At 58.9% G+C, this 17,762-nt stretch carries 18 protein-coding genes; 8 read left to right on the top strand and 10 right to left on the bottom strand.

Annotation, left to right across the window (positions count from 1 at the left end):
- Positions 1-89: 89 nt before the first annotated feature.
- The gene (locus tag BFQ03_RS27710; RefSeq protein WP_065944457.1) at positions 90-1,694 is read left to right on the top strand and encodes an alkaline phosphatase family protein; all 1,605 of its coding nucleotides are present in this window, start codon (positions 90-92) and stop codon (positions 1,692-1,694) included.
- Between the two features lie 75 nt (positions 1,695-1,769).
- Here BFQ03_RS27710 and BFQ03_RS27705 read toward each other — a convergent pair whose 3' ends face one another.
- Positions 1,770-2,675 (bottom strand): TauD/TfdA dioxygenase family protein, encoded by a 906-nt coding sequence (locus BFQ03_RS27705; RefSeq protein WP_065944456.1) that lies wholly within the window; start codon positions 2,673-2,675, stop codon positions 1,770-1,772.
- A gap of 181 nt (positions 2,676-2,856) precedes the next feature.
- On the opposite strand from BFQ03_RS27705, the gene BFQ03_RS27700 reads away from it, so the two are divergent.
- Positions 2,857-3,777 (top strand): LysR family transcriptional regulator, encoded by a 921-nt coding sequence (locus BFQ03_RS27700; protein ID WP_065944455.1) that lies wholly within the window; start codon positions 2,857-2,859, stop codon positions 3,775-3,777.
- A gap of 53 nt (positions 3,778-3,830) precedes the next feature.
- On the opposite strand, the gene BFQ03_RS27695 is transcribed toward BFQ03_RS27700, so the two are convergent.
- Entirely contained in the window at positions 3,831-4,832 is a 1,002-nt protein-coding gene (locus BFQ03_RS27695) for an ABC transporter substrate-binding protein (RefSeq protein ID WP_032856541.1), read from the bottom strand.
- A gap of 287 nt (positions 4,833-5,119) precedes the next feature.
- On the opposite strand from BFQ03_RS27695, the gene BFQ03_RS27690 reads away from it, so the two are divergent.
- The 4 genes from BFQ03_RS27690 to BFQ03_RS30120 all read left to right on the top strand — a co-directional run bounded on the left by BFQ03_RS27690 (position 5,120) and on the right by BFQ03_RS30120 (position 9,182).
- The gene (locus BFQ03_RS27690) at positions 5,120-6,718 is read left to right on the top strand and encodes an ABC transporter permease (protein ID WP_065944454.1); all 1,599 of its coding nucleotides are present in this window, start codon (positions 5,120-5,122) and stop codon (positions 6,716-6,718) included.
- Positions 6,715-7,530, top strand: a complete 816-nt coding sequence (locus BFQ03_RS27685) for an ABC transporter ATP-binding protein (protein ID WP_032856539.1) — start codon at positions 6,715-6,717, stop codon at positions 7,528-7,530. Before BFQ03_RS27690 ends, BFQ03_RS27685 begins: the two co-directional genes overlap by 4 nt.
- Positions 7,531-7,752: 222 nt before the next feature.
- Positions 7,753-8,808: a hypothetical protein gene (locus BFQ03_RS27680; RefSeq protein ID WP_032856538.1), complete on the top strand. Its 1,056-nt coding sequence runs from the start codon at positions 7,753-7,755 to the stop codon at positions 8,806-8,808.
- Between the two features lie 17 nt (positions 8,809-8,825).
- On the top strand, positions 8,826-9,182 hold the full coding sequence (locus BFQ03_RS30120) for a hypothetical protein (RefSeq protein ID WP_139115755.1): 357 nt from the start codon (positions 8,826-8,828) through the stop codon (positions 9,180-9,182).
- 89 nt (positions 9,183-9,271) lie between these two features.
- Here the strand turns inward: BFQ03_RS30120 and BFQ03_RS27675 are convergent, their stop codons facing one another.
- Complete coding sequence (locus tag BFQ03_RS27675; RefSeq protein WP_032856537.1) at positions 9,272-9,958, bottom strand: Crp/Fnr family transcriptional regulator; 687 nt, start codon at positions 9,956-9,958, stop codon at positions 9,272-9,274.
- Positions 9,959-10,041: 83 nt separating this feature from the next.
- Between BFQ03_RS27675 and BFQ03_RS27670 the strand changes: the two genes are divergently transcribed.
- Positions 10,042-10,566, top strand: coding sequence for an Mpo1 family 2-hydroxy fatty acid dioxygenase (locus BFQ03_RS27670; RefSeq protein WP_032856536.1), 525 nt, complete (start codon positions 10,042-10,044; stop codon positions 10,564-10,566).
- Positions 10,567-10,576: 10 nt separating this feature from the next.
- Here the strand turns inward: BFQ03_RS27670 and BFQ03_RS27665 are convergent, their stop codons facing one another.
- The 7 genes from BFQ03_RS27665 to oscA form a co-directional block, all read right to left on the bottom strand.
- Complete coding sequence (locus tag BFQ03_RS27665; protein WP_032856535.1) at positions 10,577-10,942, bottom strand: hypothetical protein; 366 nt, start codon at positions 10,940-10,942, stop codon at positions 10,577-10,579.
- 2 nt (positions 10,943-10,944) lie between these two features.
- Positions 10,945-11,913, bottom strand: coding sequence for a hypothetical protein (locus BFQ03_RS27660; protein WP_065944453.1), 969 nt, complete (start codon positions 11,911-11,913; stop codon positions 10,945-10,947).
- A gap of 297 nt (positions 11,914-12,210) precedes the next feature.
- On the bottom strand, positions 12,211-13,191 hold the full coding sequence (locus BFQ03_RS27655; protein ID WP_032856533.1) for a sulfate/molybdate ABC transporter ATP-binding protein: 981 nt from the start codon (positions 13,189-13,191) through the stop codon (positions 12,211-12,213).
- Positions 13,192-13,194: 3 nt separating this feature from the next.
- Positions 13,195-14,067 (bottom strand): sulfate ABC transporter permease subunit CysW, encoded by an 873-nt coding sequence (cysW, locus tag BFQ03_RS27650; RefSeq protein WP_029299486.1) that lies wholly within the window; start codon positions 14,065-14,067, stop codon positions 13,195-13,197.
- A gap of 13 nt (positions 14,068-14,080) precedes the next feature.
- Positions 14,081-14,899, bottom strand: coding sequence for a sulfate ABC transporter permease subunit CysT (gene cysT, locus BFQ03_RS27645; protein ID WP_032856532.1), 819 nt, complete (start codon positions 14,897-14,899; stop codon positions 14,081-14,083).
- Between the two features lie 167 nt (positions 14,900-15,066).
- Entirely contained in the window at positions 15,067-16,077 is a 1,011-nt protein-coding gene (locus BFQ03_RS27640; RefSeq protein WP_032856531.1) for a sulfate ABC transporter substrate-binding protein, read from the bottom strand.
- 75 nt (positions 16,078-16,152) lie between these two features.
- On the bottom strand, positions 16,153-16,335 hold the full coding sequence (oscA, locus tag BFQ03_RS27635) for a sulfur starvation response protein OscA (RefSeq protein WP_029299482.1): 183 nt from the start codon (positions 16,333-16,335) through the stop codon (positions 16,153-16,155).
- 453 nt (positions 16,336-16,788) lie between these two features.
- Here oscA and BFQ03_RS27630 point away from each other — a divergent pair, with 453 nt between their 5' ends.
- Positions 16,789-17,751, top strand: coding sequence for an IS110 family transposase (locus tag BFQ03_RS27630; RefSeq protein ID WP_065942825.1), 963 nt, complete (start codon positions 16,789-16,791; stop codon positions 17,749-17,751).
- Positions 17,752-17,762: the final 11 nt, after the last annotated feature.

Raw genomic sequence — 17,762 nt, 5'->3', positions numbered from 1 at the left:
CACTGCATAAACCCCATTCCCCAAATGCACTTGCCTCAACCCCCTGCAACCAGCGAAAACCCTCACCTGCCCCTCATCCGGTGACCCTCATGCCCCACGTACGCAATGTGCTCTACATCATGTGCGACCAACTGCGTCGCGATTACCTCTCCTGCTACGGCCACGCCCACCTGCACACGCCCAATATCGACCGCTTGGCCGCTTCTGGCGTGCGTTTCAGCCGCGCCTACACCCAGGGCACGATTTGCGGGCCGTCGCGGATGTCGGCCTATACCGGGCGCTACGTCAGCAGCCATCAGGTAGCGTGGAACGCGGTGCCGTTGCCACTCGAAGAGCTGACGATTGGCGACTACCTACGCCCCCATGGCATCCGTACCGCGCTGGTGGGCAAGACCCACGCCACGCCCAATCTCGACGCCTTGCAACGCCTGGATATCGACCCCGACAGCGCACAAGCGCAGCCCCTCAATGAGGTCGGTTTCGAGGCGTATTTGCGCCATGACGGGATCTTCCCAGACAGCCCGCTGTTCGCAGATAAACGCGAGTCCGCGTCCTACACCCATTACCTGCGCGAGCAAGGATATGCCGGGAGCAACCCCTGGCATGAATGGGCCAACGCCGCAGCCGGCGAAGCCGGGGAAGTCCTGAGCGGCTGGCACATGCGCAACGCCCACTTGCCGGCACGAGTAGCCGAGGCGCATTCGGAAACGGTCTACACCACCGACCGCGCCATCGACTTTATCCACGAGCAAGGCGAGCAACCCTGGTGCCTGCACCTGTCCTACATCAAGCCGCACTGGCCCTATATCGCGCCCGCGCCGTATCACGCGCTGTATGGCGTCGATCAGGTGCAGGCACCGATTCGCGCCAAGCCCGGGCAGGCCAGCGATCACCCGGTGTACCAGGCGTTTCGCCAACACCAGGAGAGCGTGAATTTCTCCCGCGACGAAGTGCGGCTGCGGGTGATTCCCACCTATATGGGCCTGATCAAGCAGGTCGATGACCAGCTCGGCCGCCTGTTCGATGTGCTGCAAAGCAATGGCCGCTGGGATGACACGCTGATTGTGTTTACCAGCGACCATGGCGACTTCCTCGGCGATCACCACTTGGGCGAAAAAGAGTTTCTGCTGGAGCCGGCAGTGGGCATTCCGCTGATCGTGCGCGACCCACGCGCCGCGGCCGATATCAGCCGGGGCACGACGGATAGGCGCCTGGTGGAAACCATCGACGCCCTGCCGACCTTCCTTGAGGCCCTGGGCTTGCCGAGCGCCGAGCATCGTCTGGAAGGCCGTTCATTGATCCCCCTGCTGCATGGCGTAGAAACGGATTGGCGCCGCTACGCCATCGCTGAATACGACTATGCGTTCCAGGCCCCGGCCCGCGAGCGCCTGGCGCAACCCATCGACCGTTGCCGCATGACCATGGTGCGCAGCGAGCGCTGGAAATACCTGGCGTATGACGGCTTTCGCGCCCAGCTGTTCGACCTGGAAAACGACCCGCAGGAATTGCACGACTTGGGCGCAGACCCGGCGTATACCCAGGTACGCGAAATGCATCAGGGCTATCTGTTCGAATGGCTGCGGGGTTTGAAGCGGCGCACCACCATCAGCCACACCGAGATTGATCTGCGTGGTCAACAGTTTCGCTATGGAGAGCCAGAGGCAGAGAAGGTGGTGCAGATCGGCGTCTGGTAAACACCCAAATCCCTTGTGGGACGCGGGCTTGTGTGGGAGCGGGCTTGCTCGCTCCCACATTTGATCTGCGGTGGGCTACAGGCCTTTGGTGGTCTGGCTGCGCTGCCCCTGCACGCTCACCGGCACATCGCCCTTGAGGGTCACGCGGCGCACGATGCGTTCCTGGGTGCCGTAGTCATCCACTGCGTAATGCTGGGTGGCGCGGTTGTCCCAGATCGCCACGTCACCGGTGTTCCAGCGCCAGCGCACGGTGTTTTCCAGGCGGGTGACGTGGCTTTGCAGCAGGTTGAACAGGTGCGCGGAATCGGCCTGCGAATAGCCCTTCAGGCGTTTGACAAAGTGCCCCAGCAGCAAGGTTTTTTCGCCGCTGACCGGATGCACGCGCACCACCGGGTGCTCGGTCTCGTATACCGTCGAGGTGAAGATCTTGCGGTACTCCTCAAGCTTTTCCGGCGCCACATCCGGCTTGCGCGCGGCGTAGTCGTATTCGTTGCTGTGCACCGCCCACAGGGTGTCGGCCAGGGCACGCACCTCGGCGGTCAAGTCGTTGTAGGCGCTGGCGGTGTTGGCCCAAACCGTGTCGCCACCCGATGCCGGCGCCAGCACCGAACGCAGGATCGAGGCCTTGGGGTACGCATCGACGAAGGTCACGTCGGTGTGCCAGGAGTTGGCACGCTGGCCGCGCCCGCCGTCCAGTTCCATCAGAAAACGCGTGCCATCGCGCACCGGCACCGTGGGGTGGGCAATCGGCTCGCCGAGCAAGTGGGCGAAGGCTTCCTGGCTCTGGTCATCGAGGTGGGTCTGCTGGCGGAAGAAGATCACCTTGTACTGCACCAGCGCGTGCTGGATGGCTTCGACCGTGGCGGCATCCAGATCGCCGGACAGTTTGATGCCCCGGATCTCGGCGCCGATACGCCCAGCAACCGGGTGAATATCCAGCGCCAGGGCGACGGGTTGAACAGCGAGTGCGGCATTGCTCATTGGATGACCCTCATGTGTCTGCTTACGGTGGGGTGACGCTGCGCCAACGCTCTATTCATATGCAATTTAGGTCTAGCAAATGAACATATGCTTCGTTGACGGAATAAGAGCTTGCATTTAAAACCTCAGCTCCCCTGGTCGCAAATGCCTTCGACCTATTTTTAAAATGCCGGGAAAGCATATGGATCTTCGCCAACTGCGCTACTTCATCGCCCTTAACGAACACCGCAGTTTTGTCCGCGCGGCCGACGCCATGGGCATCACGCAACCGGCGTTCAGCCGCAGCATCCAGGGCCTGGAACAGGAGTTCGGCTGCGTGCTGGTGGACCGTGGCCACAAGGATCTGCGCCCCACCCCGGAAGGCCAGGTGGTGCTGCAACATGCCTTGAGCCTGGTGCATGGCGCCGCCCTGTTGAGCAGTGAAGTCACGCGCATGACCAAGCTCGATGCAGGCGAGCTGCGCTTCGGTTGCGGCCCGGCGCCAGCCGTGAAACTGGTACCGGATGCCGTGGCGAGATTCGTCAACGCACACCCGAAAATCCGTACGCGCTTCCAGGTGGATAACTGGGAAACGCTGAGCCGCAGCTTGAGCCGGGAAGAGATCGAATTCTTTATCGCCGACATCCGCCAGTTCGAAGCCGATCCGAATTTCCAGACCCGGGCGCTGACGGCCAAGCGCGGGGTATTCTTCTGCAGGCCGGGGCATCCGCTGCTGGCCAAGGACAGCCTCTCGACCAACGACATGTTCGATTACCCGCTGGCGTCGCCGCTGATCTCCCAGGGCATTCGCAAACTGCTGGCGAACCTGAGCGGGCGCATGGATTTCTCACCGAGCATCCAGACCGAGCACTTTCCAGCGCTGGTGAAGATCGTGTTGCAGTCCAACGCCATTGGCGTGGGCACCGAGGAGGCTTTTGCCGAGGACATCGCCCGGGGCGCACTGGTGCTGCTGCACTGGCGCAACCTGCCACAGAACATGGAGACCATGAGTGCGCGGTGCGGGATAGTCAGCCGCACCGGTTCGCGTTTGTCGCCGGCGGCCAAGGCGATGATCGAGACGTTGGTGGCGGTGGATCGGCAGGAGGTGGATGTGGCGGTCTAGCAGGCGCCATCGCGGGCTTGCCTGCGATGAGGCCAGTTCATGCACTGTAGATTTCAGATCCCAGCCGCCGCCAACCCCGGCACCACCCAATCACTGACCTGGAACGGCTTGCGAATCAGCCGCTCCTTCGACGCCAGATCCACCGCATCCTGCAGCTTGCCCAGGAACACCGGATCCAGGGTCGACGGGAAAATCTCGCTAAGTTTCTGATCCTTCAAATCATTGGTCAAAATCACCGGCGGATAACTCGCCAGCCCAGACACCAGTTCGATATACGCCTGCTTGTTGTTGTCATCGGTCAACCACTGCACCGCCTGCTGCTGGGCCTTGAGCAGCTTGGCCACCACCTCGGGATGGGCGTCGACAAATTTGCCACTGCCCACCAGCACCGCCTGCACGCTGCCCGCGCCGCCCAGGTCCTTGGTGGTCAGGGGGATTTCGGCCAGGCCCTTGGCCTGTAGTGAACTCAGGTTCGACCCGCCCCAGGTCGCATCGATCTGCTTGGCGGCCAGGGCGGCCACGGCCGCGTTGAAGTCCAGGTTGATGATTTTCAGGTCCTTTTCACTCAAACCCTGGCTGGCCAGGGCGCCGTCGAGGGACAGTTGGGTGGCCGTGCCGCGAAACACCGCCACGCGCTTGCCCTTCAGGTCCTGCAAGGTTGTGATCCCGGAGCCCGGTACCACGCCCAGGTATTGTTTAACCCCGCGAGCGGTGGCGCTCAGCAGACGGGTATCGAGGCCATTGGAACGGCCGATGATCGCTGCCAGATCGCCCAGGTAAGCCAGGTCTACCTGGCCGTTGGCGAAGGCTTCATTGATCACGGGGCCGGCGCCCTTGAAGTAATTCCACTGGATCTTGATGCCCTGATCGGCGAAGGCTTTTTCAAAGATCTGCTGGCTCCTCAGGACATCCGTCAGGCCACCACCGCTGTTCTGGGTGCCGGCACTCAGGTCGGGCACGGCAATACGGATTTCCTTGAGGTCGGCGGCGTGTACCAGCCCGGCGAGCGCTGTGCCTGCGACCAGGGTGATCAAGCGTTTGAAGGGCAATTTCATAGAGTGTGCTCCTGTGGGCGACGGTGGCCTGGGGAGCAGAAAGTACGCACAACGCGGTCAAAACTTTAAATACTATAAATTCACAATTTAATAGCTTTTTGATCTATGCGCACTGCGGCCCCGGCGCCAGAGGGTTATGCATCAACAGCATGGAAAATATTCTCCAAATGCATTGGATGCGTGTCGGGCAGAGGCTTTAAATGGTTTTTCTTATCCCTAAATAATCTTGATTGTTTGTTTATAAGATCAAAATAACATAACGCACTCGCCGACACCGGAGGTCTTCCATGGCCCGAATTTCACTGTTGAGCCTGCCGCTCGCCGCCCCTGCCAAGGGTGGGCGGGCACATTGGCCGAACCTGAGTGAACGCCTGCTGCCATGGCTGCTGCCACTCACGCTGTTTGCCCTGTGGTGGCTGGCCAGCCGCAATCACTGGATGAGCGAGCAGATCCTGCCGGCGCCTTCGCTGGTCTGGAGCAGTGCCGTGGAACTGGCCGGCGGCGAGTTGTGGAGCCACTTGGCGATCAGCCTGCAACGTCTGTTCTGGGGGCTGTTGGCGGGCGTCGGGGCCGGGGCGTTGCTGGGCGCGCTGCTGGGCTTCAGTGCCCGTGCCGAGCGCCTGGTGTTCCCGACCTTCAGCGCCCTGTCGCAAGTCCCGACCCTGGCCTGGATCCCGCTGTTCATGGTGTTTTTCGGGATTGGCGAAACCCTCAAGCTGGTGGTGCTGGTCAAGGCCATTGTGGTGCCCGTGACCCTGCACACCCTGGTCGGCGTGCGCGATGCCCAGCCCGGTTTGCGTGAGGCTGCACGCGTGCTGCGCTTGCCCAGCCATCTGTTGATCCACCGCCTGATCCTGCCCGCTGCATTGCCCGCGTTCATGGCCGGGGTACGCCTGGCCCTGGCCGCCGGCTGGACCTCACTGCTGGCGGTGGAGCTGCTGGCCTCCAGCGAAGGTATTGGTTACCTGATGGTCTGGGCGCGGCAGTTGTTCATGCTCGATATCGTGTTTGTGTGCATCGTGGTCATTGGGGTGCTGGGCGTGGTGATGGATCGCGGCATTGGCTGGCTGGATCGCAAGTGGGTGCATTGGCCCCATCCCGCTACCGCGCAGATCCGTCGTGGCCCACGCTACCAAGGCTGGCAACGCCTGCAACCGTGGTTGCTGCCCTTGAGCCTGTTGGCGCTGTGGCAGTCGGCGACCGCCCTGGACTGGGTCGATCCCAATATCCTCGTCAGCCCCTGGACCGTGTTGCACACCACCGCCAGCGGCGTATTCGATGGCAGCCTGCTCAGCGCCCTGGGCAAAAGCCTGGGACGCACCTTGAGCGGGTTGCTCCTGGGCGGCGGCCTGGGCTTTGCCCTTGGCCTGTGGCTGGGCCTGTCACGCCGCAGTGAGCGAGTGCTCGGCCCGACCCTGGCGGCCCTGCGTCAGATCGCCATTTTTGCCTGGGTGCCGCTGCTCACCGCCTGGTTCGGCCTGGGCGAGTTGGCCAAGTCGGTGTTTATCGCCCTGGCCGCGTTCTTCCCGCTGTTTATCGCCACCCAACGCAGTGTGCTGAACCTCTCGCCACAGCTCAATGAAGCCGCCCAGGTGCTGCGCCTGAGCCTGGCCTTGCGCCTGCGTCGCCTGGTATTGCCAGGGGCGGCAGCGGGGATTTTCGCCGGGCTGCGCCTGAGCCTGATCTACGCCTGGCTGGGCACCATCGGCGCCGAGTATTTCATGCCGTCCAACGGTGGCATCGGCAGTTTGATGATCGGCGCCCAACAGTTGCTGCGCATGGACCTGATCATGAGCGGCATGCTCCTGGTCGGCCTCACCGGCGCAGCACTCAACCTTATCGGCCAACGCATCGAAACCCGCGCCACGCGCTGGAGACACGCATGACTGCACCTATTGTCAGCTTCAACCATGTGGGCAAGACCTTCGACGTCGATGGCTTCGAGCTGGAAGCCATTCGCGAATTCAACCTGGATATCGCCGAAGGCGAGTTCGTCGCGATTGTCGGCTCCAGCGGCTGCGGAAAATCCACGCTGCTGCGCCTGCTGATCGGCCTGGACACGCAGTTCCGTGGCGAGATCCGCGTCGATGGGAAGGCCGTGGAAGGCATCGGCGGCGAGCGCGGCATCGTGTTCCAGGAACACCGTTTGTTCCCGTGGCTGACGGTCGCGCAAAACATCGGCCTGGGCCTGGTCAACGAGCCCTTGAGCGAGGCCCAGCGCCAACAGCGCATCACGGACTTTATCGAATTGGTGGGCCTCACCGATTTCACCCGCGCCTACCCGCACCAATTGTCTGGCGGCATGGCGCAGCGGGTGGCGATTGCCCGTGGCCTGGTGGCCAGCCCACGTATCCTGCTGCTGGACGAGCCCTTCGGCGCTCTCGATGCCCTGACCCGCCAACAGATGCAGGATGAGCTGCTGGCGATCCGTGCCCGCGCGAAGATCACCACAGTGCTAGTGACCCACGATGTGGAGGAAGCGATTTTCCTCGCCGACCGCGTGGTGGTGATGGAGCCCCGGCCCGGACGGATCAAGCAGGTGGTGGATATCGCCCTGCCCCATCCGCGCCAGCGCAGCAGCTTTGATTTCCACCAACTGCGCGAAGAACTGCTGCACGAACTGATCAGCGACGACCACTACCAGCCGCCGCTGCGTGAACAGATCCGTGACCTGCCCCTGGCGTTTATTGCTTGCTAATGAGAAATACCTTGATCGCGCAAAGTCCTGCTTTTTAGCGCGTTGACCTAAGGGTCGTCAGGTCTCTACTTAACGGTGTCTTTCGACACAGCTAGAAACAGTCATCAGGAAAACCCTACATTTTATTTTACGATCAACAGTCAACTGGCAGAGTAAGCTGAGTAATGGTATAGGTGCTGGACACTGTAAATGAGAAGACCCTTCACGCAGGGCGGACGTATTATGAACTTCACCCTCTCACTCGGCGCCACGTCTATATTCTTCGCTCTACTGACAACAAGCTGTGGCGTCCACGAGTCCGGCCGGTTATCTCCCGAAGAAAAATTACCTACTGAATTTTCAGACTACAAGTATATCGATGAAATTACCGAATTTGAAAACTATACCGTCGAAAAGTTTAAAGTCCCACCACGTTCCACAGTGGAACACAGCCTCAACAAAACAACAAACAACATCATTATTGAAATTGCCACAGATGTTGACGACCACACTCGCCAGCACACTTTCTACAAACTGAATACCTCAGGCAATATCATTGATAGCCATCAATTTTCAAGAAGCTTCCTGATAGCAAAAAAAACCGGGGACGAGCAATTGGTTGGCGGCACTTTTTTGGTCAACAAAGAAAACAGCTATTACTCTACCTGGCCGTTAAATGGCGACAAAACAAAAAGACCATTTACTCCCATCAACCAGGACTTGGCTTGGAGTACAGAACAGGTCGATGCGTACTACAAAGAAATCACAAAAAAAAGCGCACGCCTGGACGATGTTGAAACCTATGAAAAAATCAGCGCCCACGAAAATAAAAGGCGTATCCGAAAAGTATACTACCTTAACACTACCGGCAAATGGTATGTCCTCTACGGCAACTCACTGACGAGTGACTTCAGCGGCAAACGATTATCCGGTTTCAATACGCTATTTAAAGACTTCACAGACGTCGAACGTGGCTTCGGACGATATACACCACCCTCCAACATCACTATTCCCTACTTTGAAAAGCAGACTTACAGCAAATATTGCGCCCAAAATGCTGGCAGCAGTGGTTGCAGCATGAATTATACCTGGGAGGGCATAGGGTATTACCAAGTCACAATAGCCGACGTTATTTTTAAATTCAAAAACAAAGGCAGTTTGTCACGTTCTGATTTTAAAGGTACAGCGTTCCCGCCCAAAGAAACCCTCCTCAATAATTTCGCCTATTACACAATGCCGGCATTAACGTATTCGTTGTTTTCAGCAAACGAAGAACTCTACCTGATAAAACACAAATAAATCCCATGACCCGACTTATGCAAACAATCACCCGCTGTCTATTAGCCACATTAATCATCATTTTTAGCAACGCGTCTGCAGCTGACCCAATAAAAAGCACGAAACCCACGGAGGCTTCACTTGATAACGACAACAAAAAAATTATCTCTGCCACGTGGATGACGAGCGATTTCAGCAGCGAAATCACAACGTCCAGTAATGGAGGAGCGGTGGGGATTCTTATTAAAACAGTAGGCTACGCACCCGGAGAATCACTTTCAGTCCGGATTGCGGATCAAGAAACCAATGATGATGGAGGGAGCTATAGCATCGTTCGCGAACTTACAGGCGTGGTTGATAAAAATGGCGAAGCCAGAGCAATTTATAAACCCTAAGGGTTCCGCCCTTTTAACATCCTTGAAAGCTCAGCCATACTCGAAGAGCGAACAATGACTTGTGGCGAGGCGGCCTTTAAGACGCCGCGTCAACCCTGCGCCATCTCCCGCAACCGCGGTGCATCAAGTATTTCAATCTCGCCATACCCCAACCGCACAACCCCCTGCCCTTGCAGCTCCTTGAGCAGCGCATTGGTCGTCTGGCGCGACACCCCCAGCATCGCCGCCAAGTCCTCCTGCGCCAACTGCACCACACGCCGCGAGCCATCGATCTCGCCATACCCCTCGGCAATCATCCACAACCGATGGGCCAACCGCACCGACGCGGGTGCAAGGCTCAACTGCTCGATATTGATAAAGCTCAGCCGCAACTTCTGGCTCATCAGCAAGGCCATGTCCCGCCAATAGGCCGGGCTTTGCGCAAGCAAGTGCAGCATCGCCGACTGCGGCACCTGCAACAGGGTGCAAGGCCCGACCGCACACGCATCGTGGGTACGCGGCAGGCCGTCGAACACGGCGATTTCGCCAAACCAGAAAGGCGCTTGCGCCAGACTCAACAACGCCTCCTTGCCCTGCTCGTTCACCGCGCTGATGCGCAGGCTGCCCTCCAGCACCGCGTACAGGCCGCACGGCGGGTCGCCACGCTTGAACAGCACCTGCCCCGCCGCCAACTGCCGCACGCGGGCGTGGGCCAGCAAGCTATGCTGCAAGGGAGCAGGCAGATGACGGTACCAGTGGCCGCTGGACAACCGTGCATGCCAAGACTCTGCGTCCATGAGAACTCCAAAGATTGTCGCCCAGTTGACAGTTTGTCGCAGTCCTACAGGGCATGATCAAGCATCCTACAGGAGGAATAACAATGAAAAGCCTCGTCGACCACCTCAGCCAATACGCCGCCTACCACCGCGACCCGCGCAACATCGTCAGCCACTTTATCGGCATCCCCATGATCGTCGTCGCCGTCGCCGTACTGCTGTCGCGCCCCGAATCGCAAGTGGCCGGCCTGTGGCTGTCGCCTGCAGTGTTGCTGGCGGTGTTTGCCGCCGGGTTCTACCTGCGCCTGGAACTGGCGCTTGGCATGTTGATGAGCGTACTGATGGGCCTGTCGGTATGGGCCGGGCATGTACTGGCAGCGCAAAGCACGCTGGTGTGGCTCAGCAGTGGTATCGGCCTGTTTGTGGTGGGTTGGGTGATCCAGTTTGTCGGCCATTACTACGAGGGGCGCAAACCGGCCTTTGTCGATGACGTGTCCGGGCTGATCGTGGGGCCACTGTTTGTGGTGGCGGAACTGGCGTTCCTGGCGGGGTTGCGGCATGACCTCAAGCGGCAGATCGAGGAGCGGTCGGGGCCGGTGCGGGTGAAGCGTAAGGATTTGGTGGTTTGAGTGTGCAGCGTCAGTGAAATTTATCCCACAGGAGCGATACCGTGCAGCGAAACAACCAGAAAAAACCCCAGTAACAGGGCCAGACAACCCAGCGTTTGAGCGCTAATGGAATGGCGGCAAGCTCCTCATGACTTACATCGCCAAGCTTGATGTACCTGGCAGGGTGAAACAGGAAACAGACGATCACACTCATTCGCATCGTTTTGTCGATGTGGCGGTTTTTCGACCAAAAACGTTTGTTTCGCTGCACCACTTCGTTTTCGCTGAAATAACTCTCCAGTTCTTCCAGCTTTGTGTATTCAACGAACAATAAAAGCCCTACAAGAACAAGGGATTCAAGCAAGGGCAAGGCAGAGAAAAAAAGCTCATCAGTCATAGTCAGTGTTCGATTGTTTCGTACAAAATTTCGCCGTGTTTGGCTGCCGCTGTACCCAATTTATCTCCTCCAGCAGAGCCACCTGCAATACCACCGATAATTCCACACACAAGCCCCCCTTTTCCCTTAGTCACAACTCCCAAGACGGTCGTACAGACATATCGCCCAACATACGCGCCCAACTTTCCACCTCCGGCCGCACCGCTAACACCCCCTACCAATCTCGCCCCTTCCACATACTGCGCCCGCCGACACTGCGCCTCTCGCCCCGTCATGCACCCCTCCTTGATCGCCAACCCCGCCACGCCCACATCCAGCGCTAACCCCACATACGTGCCCTTGCCCAAGAACCGCGACGTCTGCGCAATGCTCCGGATTCGCTGCGCATAGCCCGCTATCTCACTCTTGTGCAGATAGCTTTTGGTCGATATCCCCAGCACTTTTTTTAACGACGTATTGCCCTGCAAGCTCGTACCAAACCGAGCTGCGCCCTTCAGTTGAGTGTCCAGGCGCTGGAACAACCCCTGGCGCTGACGAATGAACGCCTCCCGATCCAGGGCCCCACTCTTGAGTTGCTGATGCAGGCGCTCGACTTCCTCCAGCGTATGCCGGACCTCATCCAGATGCCGTGCCCAACCCGAACTGCCGGCCCCCACACCCAGTGAGGTATACCCCAACAGGCTCTGCAATAAATCGTAGTTATTGATGACGGCAATCCCAGCCGCTGAATTCAACTCCAGGGCACGACGGATTTCCTGTGCATGGCGCATCAACCACGCGTCATTGAGGGTGCAGGCAACAGCGTATTCGTCAGGCACAATCACCATTTGCCCGGGCGTTACCAAGCTATGACGCAGGTGCAGGTTCAGCGCATCGAACTGCTCCGCCGACTGCTGACTGGTGAGGCGCAAAAGCTGGGTTTTCAAACTGTGATAATCAATGGTGCGCTCATTGATATACGCCTGCGTCATCTCCTACATCCTTGATGTAATGAATATGGCGTCGGAATATAAGTAACTAAAAGGCGTATCGCACAAGCTGGCGGGGCATAAAACCGGGAGGAATTTAAGTTTCGGAAGCTGCCCACACAGCGAAGAAAAAGTACCTACAAATCTCCCCTAAAGACTCTCGACCAAGAGCACTCAGGCCACTGGCGGCGGAGATGACTTCGGACATGTCCCAGACGGTTTGGAACACCCTTTTCACCAGCACCACCAAGCCAGCTCCCCCACAAGCCACCCCCACAGTTGATCGGGCAGGCCAAAGATTCAGGCTTTTTGCCAGACCTTGGGCTTGAAGAACAACGTCGCGCCCCGCGTCAGCCCGGTGAGGCTGTCGTGGTCCTTCACCACTTCGGCTTCGATCAGTTCGCTCTGGCCTTCGACCTTCAGCGTGATCCGCGTGGTGGCGCCCAGCGGGCGGATGTCACGCACTTGCGCGGCATGGTGATCTTCCAGTTCATGGCGTGACAGCGACACTTCGTGCGGGCGGAACAGCACGTGCTGGTCTTCGCCCAGGTGCAGGCGGTTGGAGTCGCCCAGGAAGTGGTAGACGAAATCGCTGGCCGGGTTTTCGTAGACGTCGCCCGGTGAGCCGATCTGCTCGATCACGCCCTTGTTCATCACCACGATGCGGTCGGCGACTTCCATGGCTTCTTCCTGGTCGTGGGTCACGAATACCGAGGTCAGGTTGATGTCCTCGTGCAGGCGTGCCAACCAGCGGCGCAGCTCCTTGCGTACCTTGGCATCCAGGGCGCCGAAGGGTTCGTCGAGCAGCAGCACCTTGGGCTCCACCGCCAGGGCGCGGGCCAGGGCGATACGCTGGCGCTGACCGCCGGAGAGTTGTTCCGGGTAGCGGTCCGACAGCCAATCGAGTTGCACCATGTTCAGCAATTCATGGACCTTGGCCGCGATCTGGGTTTCATTCGGGCGCTGGTTCTTGGGCTTCATGCGCAGGCCGAATGCGACGTTGTCGAATACGGTCATGTGGCGGAACAGCGCGTAGTGCTGGAACACAAACCCGACGTTGCGATCACGCACATCATGGCCGGACACGTCCTCGCCATGGAACACGATACTGCCGGCGTCCGGGGTTTCCAGGCCGGCGATGATGCGCAGCAAGGTGGTCTTGCCGCAGCCGGAGGGGCCCAGCAAGGCCACCAGCTCGCCACTCTGGATATCCAGATTGATGCTGTCCAGGGCCTTGAAGGCGTTGAAGTTCTTGCTGACGTTACGGACTTCGATCGACATGACTTATTCCTCAGCCGCACCGGCGCGCAGGCGGTTAATTCGGTTCTCGCTCCACTGCTTGAGCAGCAGGATGAAGAGCGCCAGGATCAGCAACAGACTCGCCACCGCAAACGCAGCGACGTGGTTGTATTCGTTGTAGAGAATCTCGACGTGCAGCGGCAAAGTGTTGGTCACGCCGCGAATGTGGCCGGACACCACCGACACCGCGCCGAACTCACCCATTGCCCGCGCAGTACACAGCACCACGCCGTAGATCAAGCCCCACTTGATGTTCGGCACGGTGACATGCCAGAACATCTGCCAGCCATTGGCGCCCAGCAGACGCGCGGCTTCTTCTTCCTGGGTGCCCTGCTCCTGCATCAGCGGGATCAACTCGCGGGCCACGAATGGCACGGTGACGAAGATGGTCGCCAGCACGATGCCCGGCAAGGCAAAGACGATCTGGATATCGTGATCCTGCAACCACGGCCCGAAGAAGCCCTGGGCGCCGAACATCAGCACATAGACCAGACCGGCGATCACCGGCGAGACCGAGAACGGCAGGTCGATCAGGGTCACCAGCATGCTCTTGCCACGGAACGAGTACTTGCTCACGCACCAGGCCGCACTGACCCCGAATACCAGGTTGAGCGGCACCGAGATCAGCACCGCAATCACCGTCAGCTTCAATGCCGACAGCGCGTCCGGCTCGAAGATCGCGGCAAAGAATGCGCCGAGGCCGAGCTTGAGGCCCTGGGATACCACGATAAACAGTGGCAACAGCAAGAACAGGGCGAAAATCAGCCAGCCAAGGCCGATCAGGATACGTCGCGAAACCGCACTGCCACGACGGGCAGCGTTGGCCGAGGACGCGGCGGAAATAGACGATTGGGACATGTTCCGCGCCTCCTTATGGACGTTCGATGCGCCGCTGCAGCAAGTTGATCAGCAGCAGCAAGACAAAGGAAACCACCAGCATCAGCACGCCGATGGAGGTAGCGCCGGTGTAGTCGTATTGGTCGAGCTTGACCATGATCAGCAACGGCAGGATCTCGGTTTTCATCGGCATATTGCCGGCGATGAAAATCACTGAGCCGTACTCACCCACACCTCGGGCAAACGCCAGGGCAAACCCGGTCAGCCACGCTGGCAGCAGCGCCGGCACGAGGATGTAGCGGAACACTTGCAAGGGCTTGGCGCCGAGGCAGGCGGCGGCTTCTTCGATTTCCCGGGGGATATCGGCCAAGACCGGCTGCACGGTGCGCACCACAAAGGGCAGAGTGACGAAAGTCAGGGCCAGGGTGATGCCCAATGGGGTGTAGGCGATCTTGAAGCCCATGTCCGTGGCGAACTGGCCAACCAGGCCGGACGGCGCGTACAGCGCGGTCAGCGCGATACCGGCCACGGCGGTGGGCAGGGCGAACGGCAGGTCGATCATCGCGTCGATAATCTTGCGCCCGGGGAAGGTGTAGCGCACCAGCACCCAGGCCAGCAGCGTACCGATCACGCCGTTGATCAGCGCGGCGTACAGGGCCGTACTGAAGCTCAACTTCAACGCCGCCCACACTCGCGGCGCCGAGATGATGGCCCAGAACTGATCCCAGGTGAGTTGGGCGGCGTGGACGAACATGGCCGCCAGCGGTATGAGCACAATCAGGCTGAGGTACACCAAGGTGTAGCCCAGCGTCAGCCCGAAGCCGGGTATGACGGGGGAGATACGACGCGACATAAAAGTCCTTGGTTAACAGGTAGATACCACTGCAGGAATGAGTTTTTGTGGGAGCGGGCTTGCTCGCGAAAGCGGCGTGTCAGTCACTAAATGCGTTGACTGGCACACCGCTTTCGCGAGCAAGCCCGCTCCCACACAAGCCGCATTCCACAGGGAGGCCGTGTTGGTTATTGGGCCGTGTAGATCTGGTCGAACACGCCACCGTCATTGAAGAATTTCGGTTGGGCAGTTTTCCAGCCGCCGAAGTCTTTGTCGATAGTCACCAGCTCCAGTTTCGGGAACTGCTGGGCGTATTTGGCGGCCACATCCTTGTCACGCGGGCGGTAGAAGTTCTTTGCCGCGATCTCCTGGCCAGCCGGGCTGTACAGGTGGTTGAGGTACGCCGTGGCGATTTCGGTGTTGCCCTTTTTCTCGGCGTTCTTGTCGACCACGGCCACGGGTGGCTCGGCGAGGATCGACAGGGACGGCACGATGATGTCGAACTTGTCGGCGCCACCGTCTTCCTTGAGTGCCAGGAACGCTTCGTTTTCCCAGGCCAGCAACACGTCACCCTGACCGTTGTTGACGAAGGTGATGGTCGAACCGCGCGCGCCGGTGTCGAGGATCGGTACATGCTTGAACAGTTCTTTCACGTATTCCTGGGCCTTGGCTTCGCTGCCACCGGCCTTCAGGCCATAGGCCCAGGCGGCGAGGAAGTTCCAGCGGGCACCGCCGGAGGTTTTCGGGTTCGGCGTGATCACCGACACGTCGTTCTTGATCAGGTCGCCCCAGTCCTTGATGCCTTTGGGGTTGCCCTTGCGTACCAGGAACACGATGGTCGAGGTGTACGGTGTGCTGGCCTCAGGCAGACGGGTCTGCCAGTTCTGCGGAAGGGTCTTGCCCAACTTGGCAATTTCGTCGATGTCGCCGGCCAGGGCCAGGGTCACCACGTCGGCGCGCAGGCCGTCGATCACCGCCCGGCCTTGCTTGCCCGAACCACCGTGGGACTGCTGGATCTTCACGTTGTCGCCAGGGTGCGCTTTTTTCCAGAAGCTGGTGAATTCGGCGTTGTAGTCCTGGTACAGCTCACGGGTCGGATCGTAGGAAACGTTGAGCAGCTCGTAATCCTTGGCGACAGCAGAACCGGCAAACACGGCGCTGGCCAGGGCGGCCAGGGCATAACGGCGAATCGACGACATAGACAAGCTCCTGAAATTCTGGGGTGTTGGCTTTTCTTATAAGTACGGGTCCCGCAATCGAAGCGCCGTGTTGCCTCAGCTCGGTTTGTTGCCCGGGCTCTGCAAGCGGAATTTCTCTTTGCGTTCGATCTGCACCACTTGGGCGTTGTGTACGGTGATTTCCACTGCGCCAAAGCGCAGGTCACGCAATGCGCTCTGGATCTCGCGCAAAATGGCTGCTTCGTCCTGGCCGTCAACGCTGCGTAGAGATGCGCTCATGGTCGTGCTCCTGAAATGAGAAGTGCCTGGCAGTGGCGGCACTGCTTGCGGCGTGAGGGCGATAGTAGATAAGCGCGGATATTCTTAAAAATACTATTTAAGAATGCTTATATAACCAGAAAGAATTTTCAGGCAGGACACGACGTTACACAGAGTGGAGATCCAAATGTGGGAGCGGGCTTGCTCGCGAATGCGGTGTATCAGCTAGCAAACTCGGTGACTGACACACCGCATTCGCGAGCAAGCCCGCTTGTATGTTTAAACTTGAAGGGGTGGGCGGTGACTAAAAGCCCGATTCCGACTCTAGCCAGTACGGACCGTGGGAGACTTCTCGTCCCGCCCTTTCTACCCCAAGCGCCGATAAGGAATTCATCGGGAAAACCGACGATAGAGGCAAGCCAGCGCTGGGGTAGACCCCGACAAGCCCTTAAACACTAGCTCCGAGGATTTGTTATGACAATCCTTACTTCACCAACGGTTCTGGGTATCGATGTGGCCAAGGCCGACGTCGTCGCCTACCGCGAAGACCTCAAAGCCATTCAAACCATTACCAACGACCGCGATGCTCTTGGCCGCTGGCTCAAAACGCTACCTGCCAACAGCTCAATTGCCCTGGAAGCCACCAGCACTTACCACTTGGACACAGCTGAACTCGCCCATGAAATGGGACATCGGGTTTACGTTGTAGACGCTTATCGGTTGAGCCATTACCGCGAAAGCATTGGCCAACGGGCGAAAACAGACCCTTGCGATGCGCGTTTGCTGGCGCGCTACCTGAGCAGCGAGCAGGAACGGCTGCGGCTCTGGAGCCCACCTCCGCAGGCTTATAAGCTATTGAAAAGCTTACTGCACCGACGTGCAGAGCTTATCAACTTGCGCGTGAGCCTAACGCTGAGTTGGTCGGGCGAACCGCTTTTGAAGGACGAATTGGCCCAGCAGTTAAAGTCCTTCAAACAAGCTGAGCTGGTCATTCAGAAGTTGCTGCACAAAGTCAGCAAAGAGGCAGGCATCACCGAAAACATCAAGCGCTGCAAAGCCATTGAAGGGGTTGGTGATCTTACGGCTACGGGTCTAGCGACAGCCTTCATGCGTGGCCATTTCGCCAGTGGCGATGCATTCATCGCTTTCTTGGGGATGGATCTGAGACCAAAAGACTCCGGAAAGAAGGCCGGTCCTCGGCACCTGAGTAAAAAGGGCGATTCGGAGTTACGGCGCCTTGCTCACAACGCAGCAATGGCCGCTAGCCGATCGCCGACCTGGAAACCCTATTACGAGTCCTACCTGGCCCGAGGATTGGCAAAGACCCAAGCCCTGGTGATCCTCGCCCGCAAGCTCTGCCGGGTGGCATTCGCGCTGATGAAAAACCAGAGCGAATATCAGCCGAATTTAAGGTTGCAGGGTTTCCCTGCAACATAGAATCTCCCACA

Origin of the sequence: Pseudomonas sp. 25 R 14 (genome assembly GCF_900004755.1) — a bacterium.
Taxonomy (GTDB): domain Bacteria; phylum Pseudomonadota; class Gammaproteobacteria; order Pseudomonadales; family Pseudomonadaceae; genus Aquipseudomonas; species Aquipseudomonas brenneri.
This window is presented reverse-complemented; position numbering and strand designations above follow the sequence as displayed.

Excerpts from the sequence above, each read along its gene's own strand:
- BFQ03_RS27710 (WP_065944457.1), top strand. The coding sequence starts at position 90 with ATGCCCCACGTACGCAATGTGCTCTACATCATGTGCGACCAACTGCGT.
- BFQ03_RS27705 (WP_065944456.1), bottom strand. The coding sequence starts at position 2,675 with ATGAGCAATGCCGCACTCGCTGTTCAACCCGTCGCCCTGGCGCTGGAT.
- BFQ03_RS27700 (WP_065944455.1), top strand. The coding sequence starts at position 2,857 with ATGGATCTTCGCCAACTGCGCTACTTCATCGCCCTTAACGAACACCGC.
- BFQ03_RS27695 (WP_032856541.1), bottom strand. The coding sequence starts at position 4,832 with ATGAAATTGCCCTTCAAACGCTTGATCACCCTGGTCGCAGGCACAGCG.
- BFQ03_RS27690 (WP_065944454.1), top strand. The coding sequence starts at position 5,120 with ATGGCCCGAATTTCACTGTTGAGCCTGCCGCTCGCCGCCCCTGCCAAG.
- BFQ03_RS27685 (WP_032856539.1), top strand. The coding sequence starts at position 6,715 with ATGACTGCACCTATTGTCAGCTTCAACCATGTGGGCAAGACCTTCGAC.
- BFQ03_RS27680 (WP_032856538.1), top strand. The coding sequence starts at position 7,753 with ATGAACTTCACCCTCTCACTCGGCGCCACGTCTATATTCTTCGCTCTA.
- BFQ03_RS30120 (WP_139115755.1), top strand. The coding sequence starts at position 8,826 with ATGCAAACAATCACCCGCTGTCTATTAGCCACATTAATCATCATTTTT.
- BFQ03_RS27675 (WP_032856537.1), bottom strand. The coding sequence starts at position 9,958 with ATGGACGCAGAGTCTTGGCATGCACGGTTGTCCAGCGGCCACTGGTAC.
- BFQ03_RS27670 (WP_032856536.1), top strand. The coding sequence starts at position 10,042 with ATGAAAAGCCTCGTCGACCACCTCAGCCAATACGCCGCCTACCACCGC.
- BFQ03_RS27665 (WP_032856535.1), bottom strand. The coding sequence starts at position 10,942 with ATGACTGATGAGCTTTTTTTCTCTGCCTTGCCCTTGCTTGAATCCCTT.
- BFQ03_RS27660 (WP_065944453.1), bottom strand. The coding sequence starts at position 11,913 with ATGACGCAGGCGTATATCAATGAGCGCACCATTGATTATCACAGTTTG.
- BFQ03_RS27655 (WP_032856533.1), bottom strand. The coding sequence starts at position 13,191 with ATGTCGATCGAAGTCCGTAACGTCAGCAAGAACTTCAACGCCTTCAAG.
- cysW (WP_029299486.1), bottom strand. The coding sequence starts at position 14,067 with ATGTCCCAATCGTCTATTTCCGCCGCGTCCTCGGCCAACGCTGCCCGT.
- cysT (WP_032856532.1), bottom strand. The coding sequence starts at position 14,899 with ATGTCGCGTCGTATCTCCCCCGTCATACCCGGCTTCGGGCTGACGCTG.
- BFQ03_RS27640 (WP_032856531.1), bottom strand. The coding sequence starts at position 16,077 with ATGTCGTCGATTCGCCGTTATGCCCTGGCCGCCCTGGCCAGCGCCGTG.
- oscA (WP_029299482.1), bottom strand. The coding sequence starts at position 16,335 with ATGAGCGCATCTCTACGCAGCGTTGACGGCCAGGACGAAGCAGCCATT.
- BFQ03_RS27630 (WP_065942825.1), top strand. The coding sequence starts at position 16,789 with ATGACAATCCTTACTTCACCAACGGTTCTGGGTATCGATGTGGCCAAG.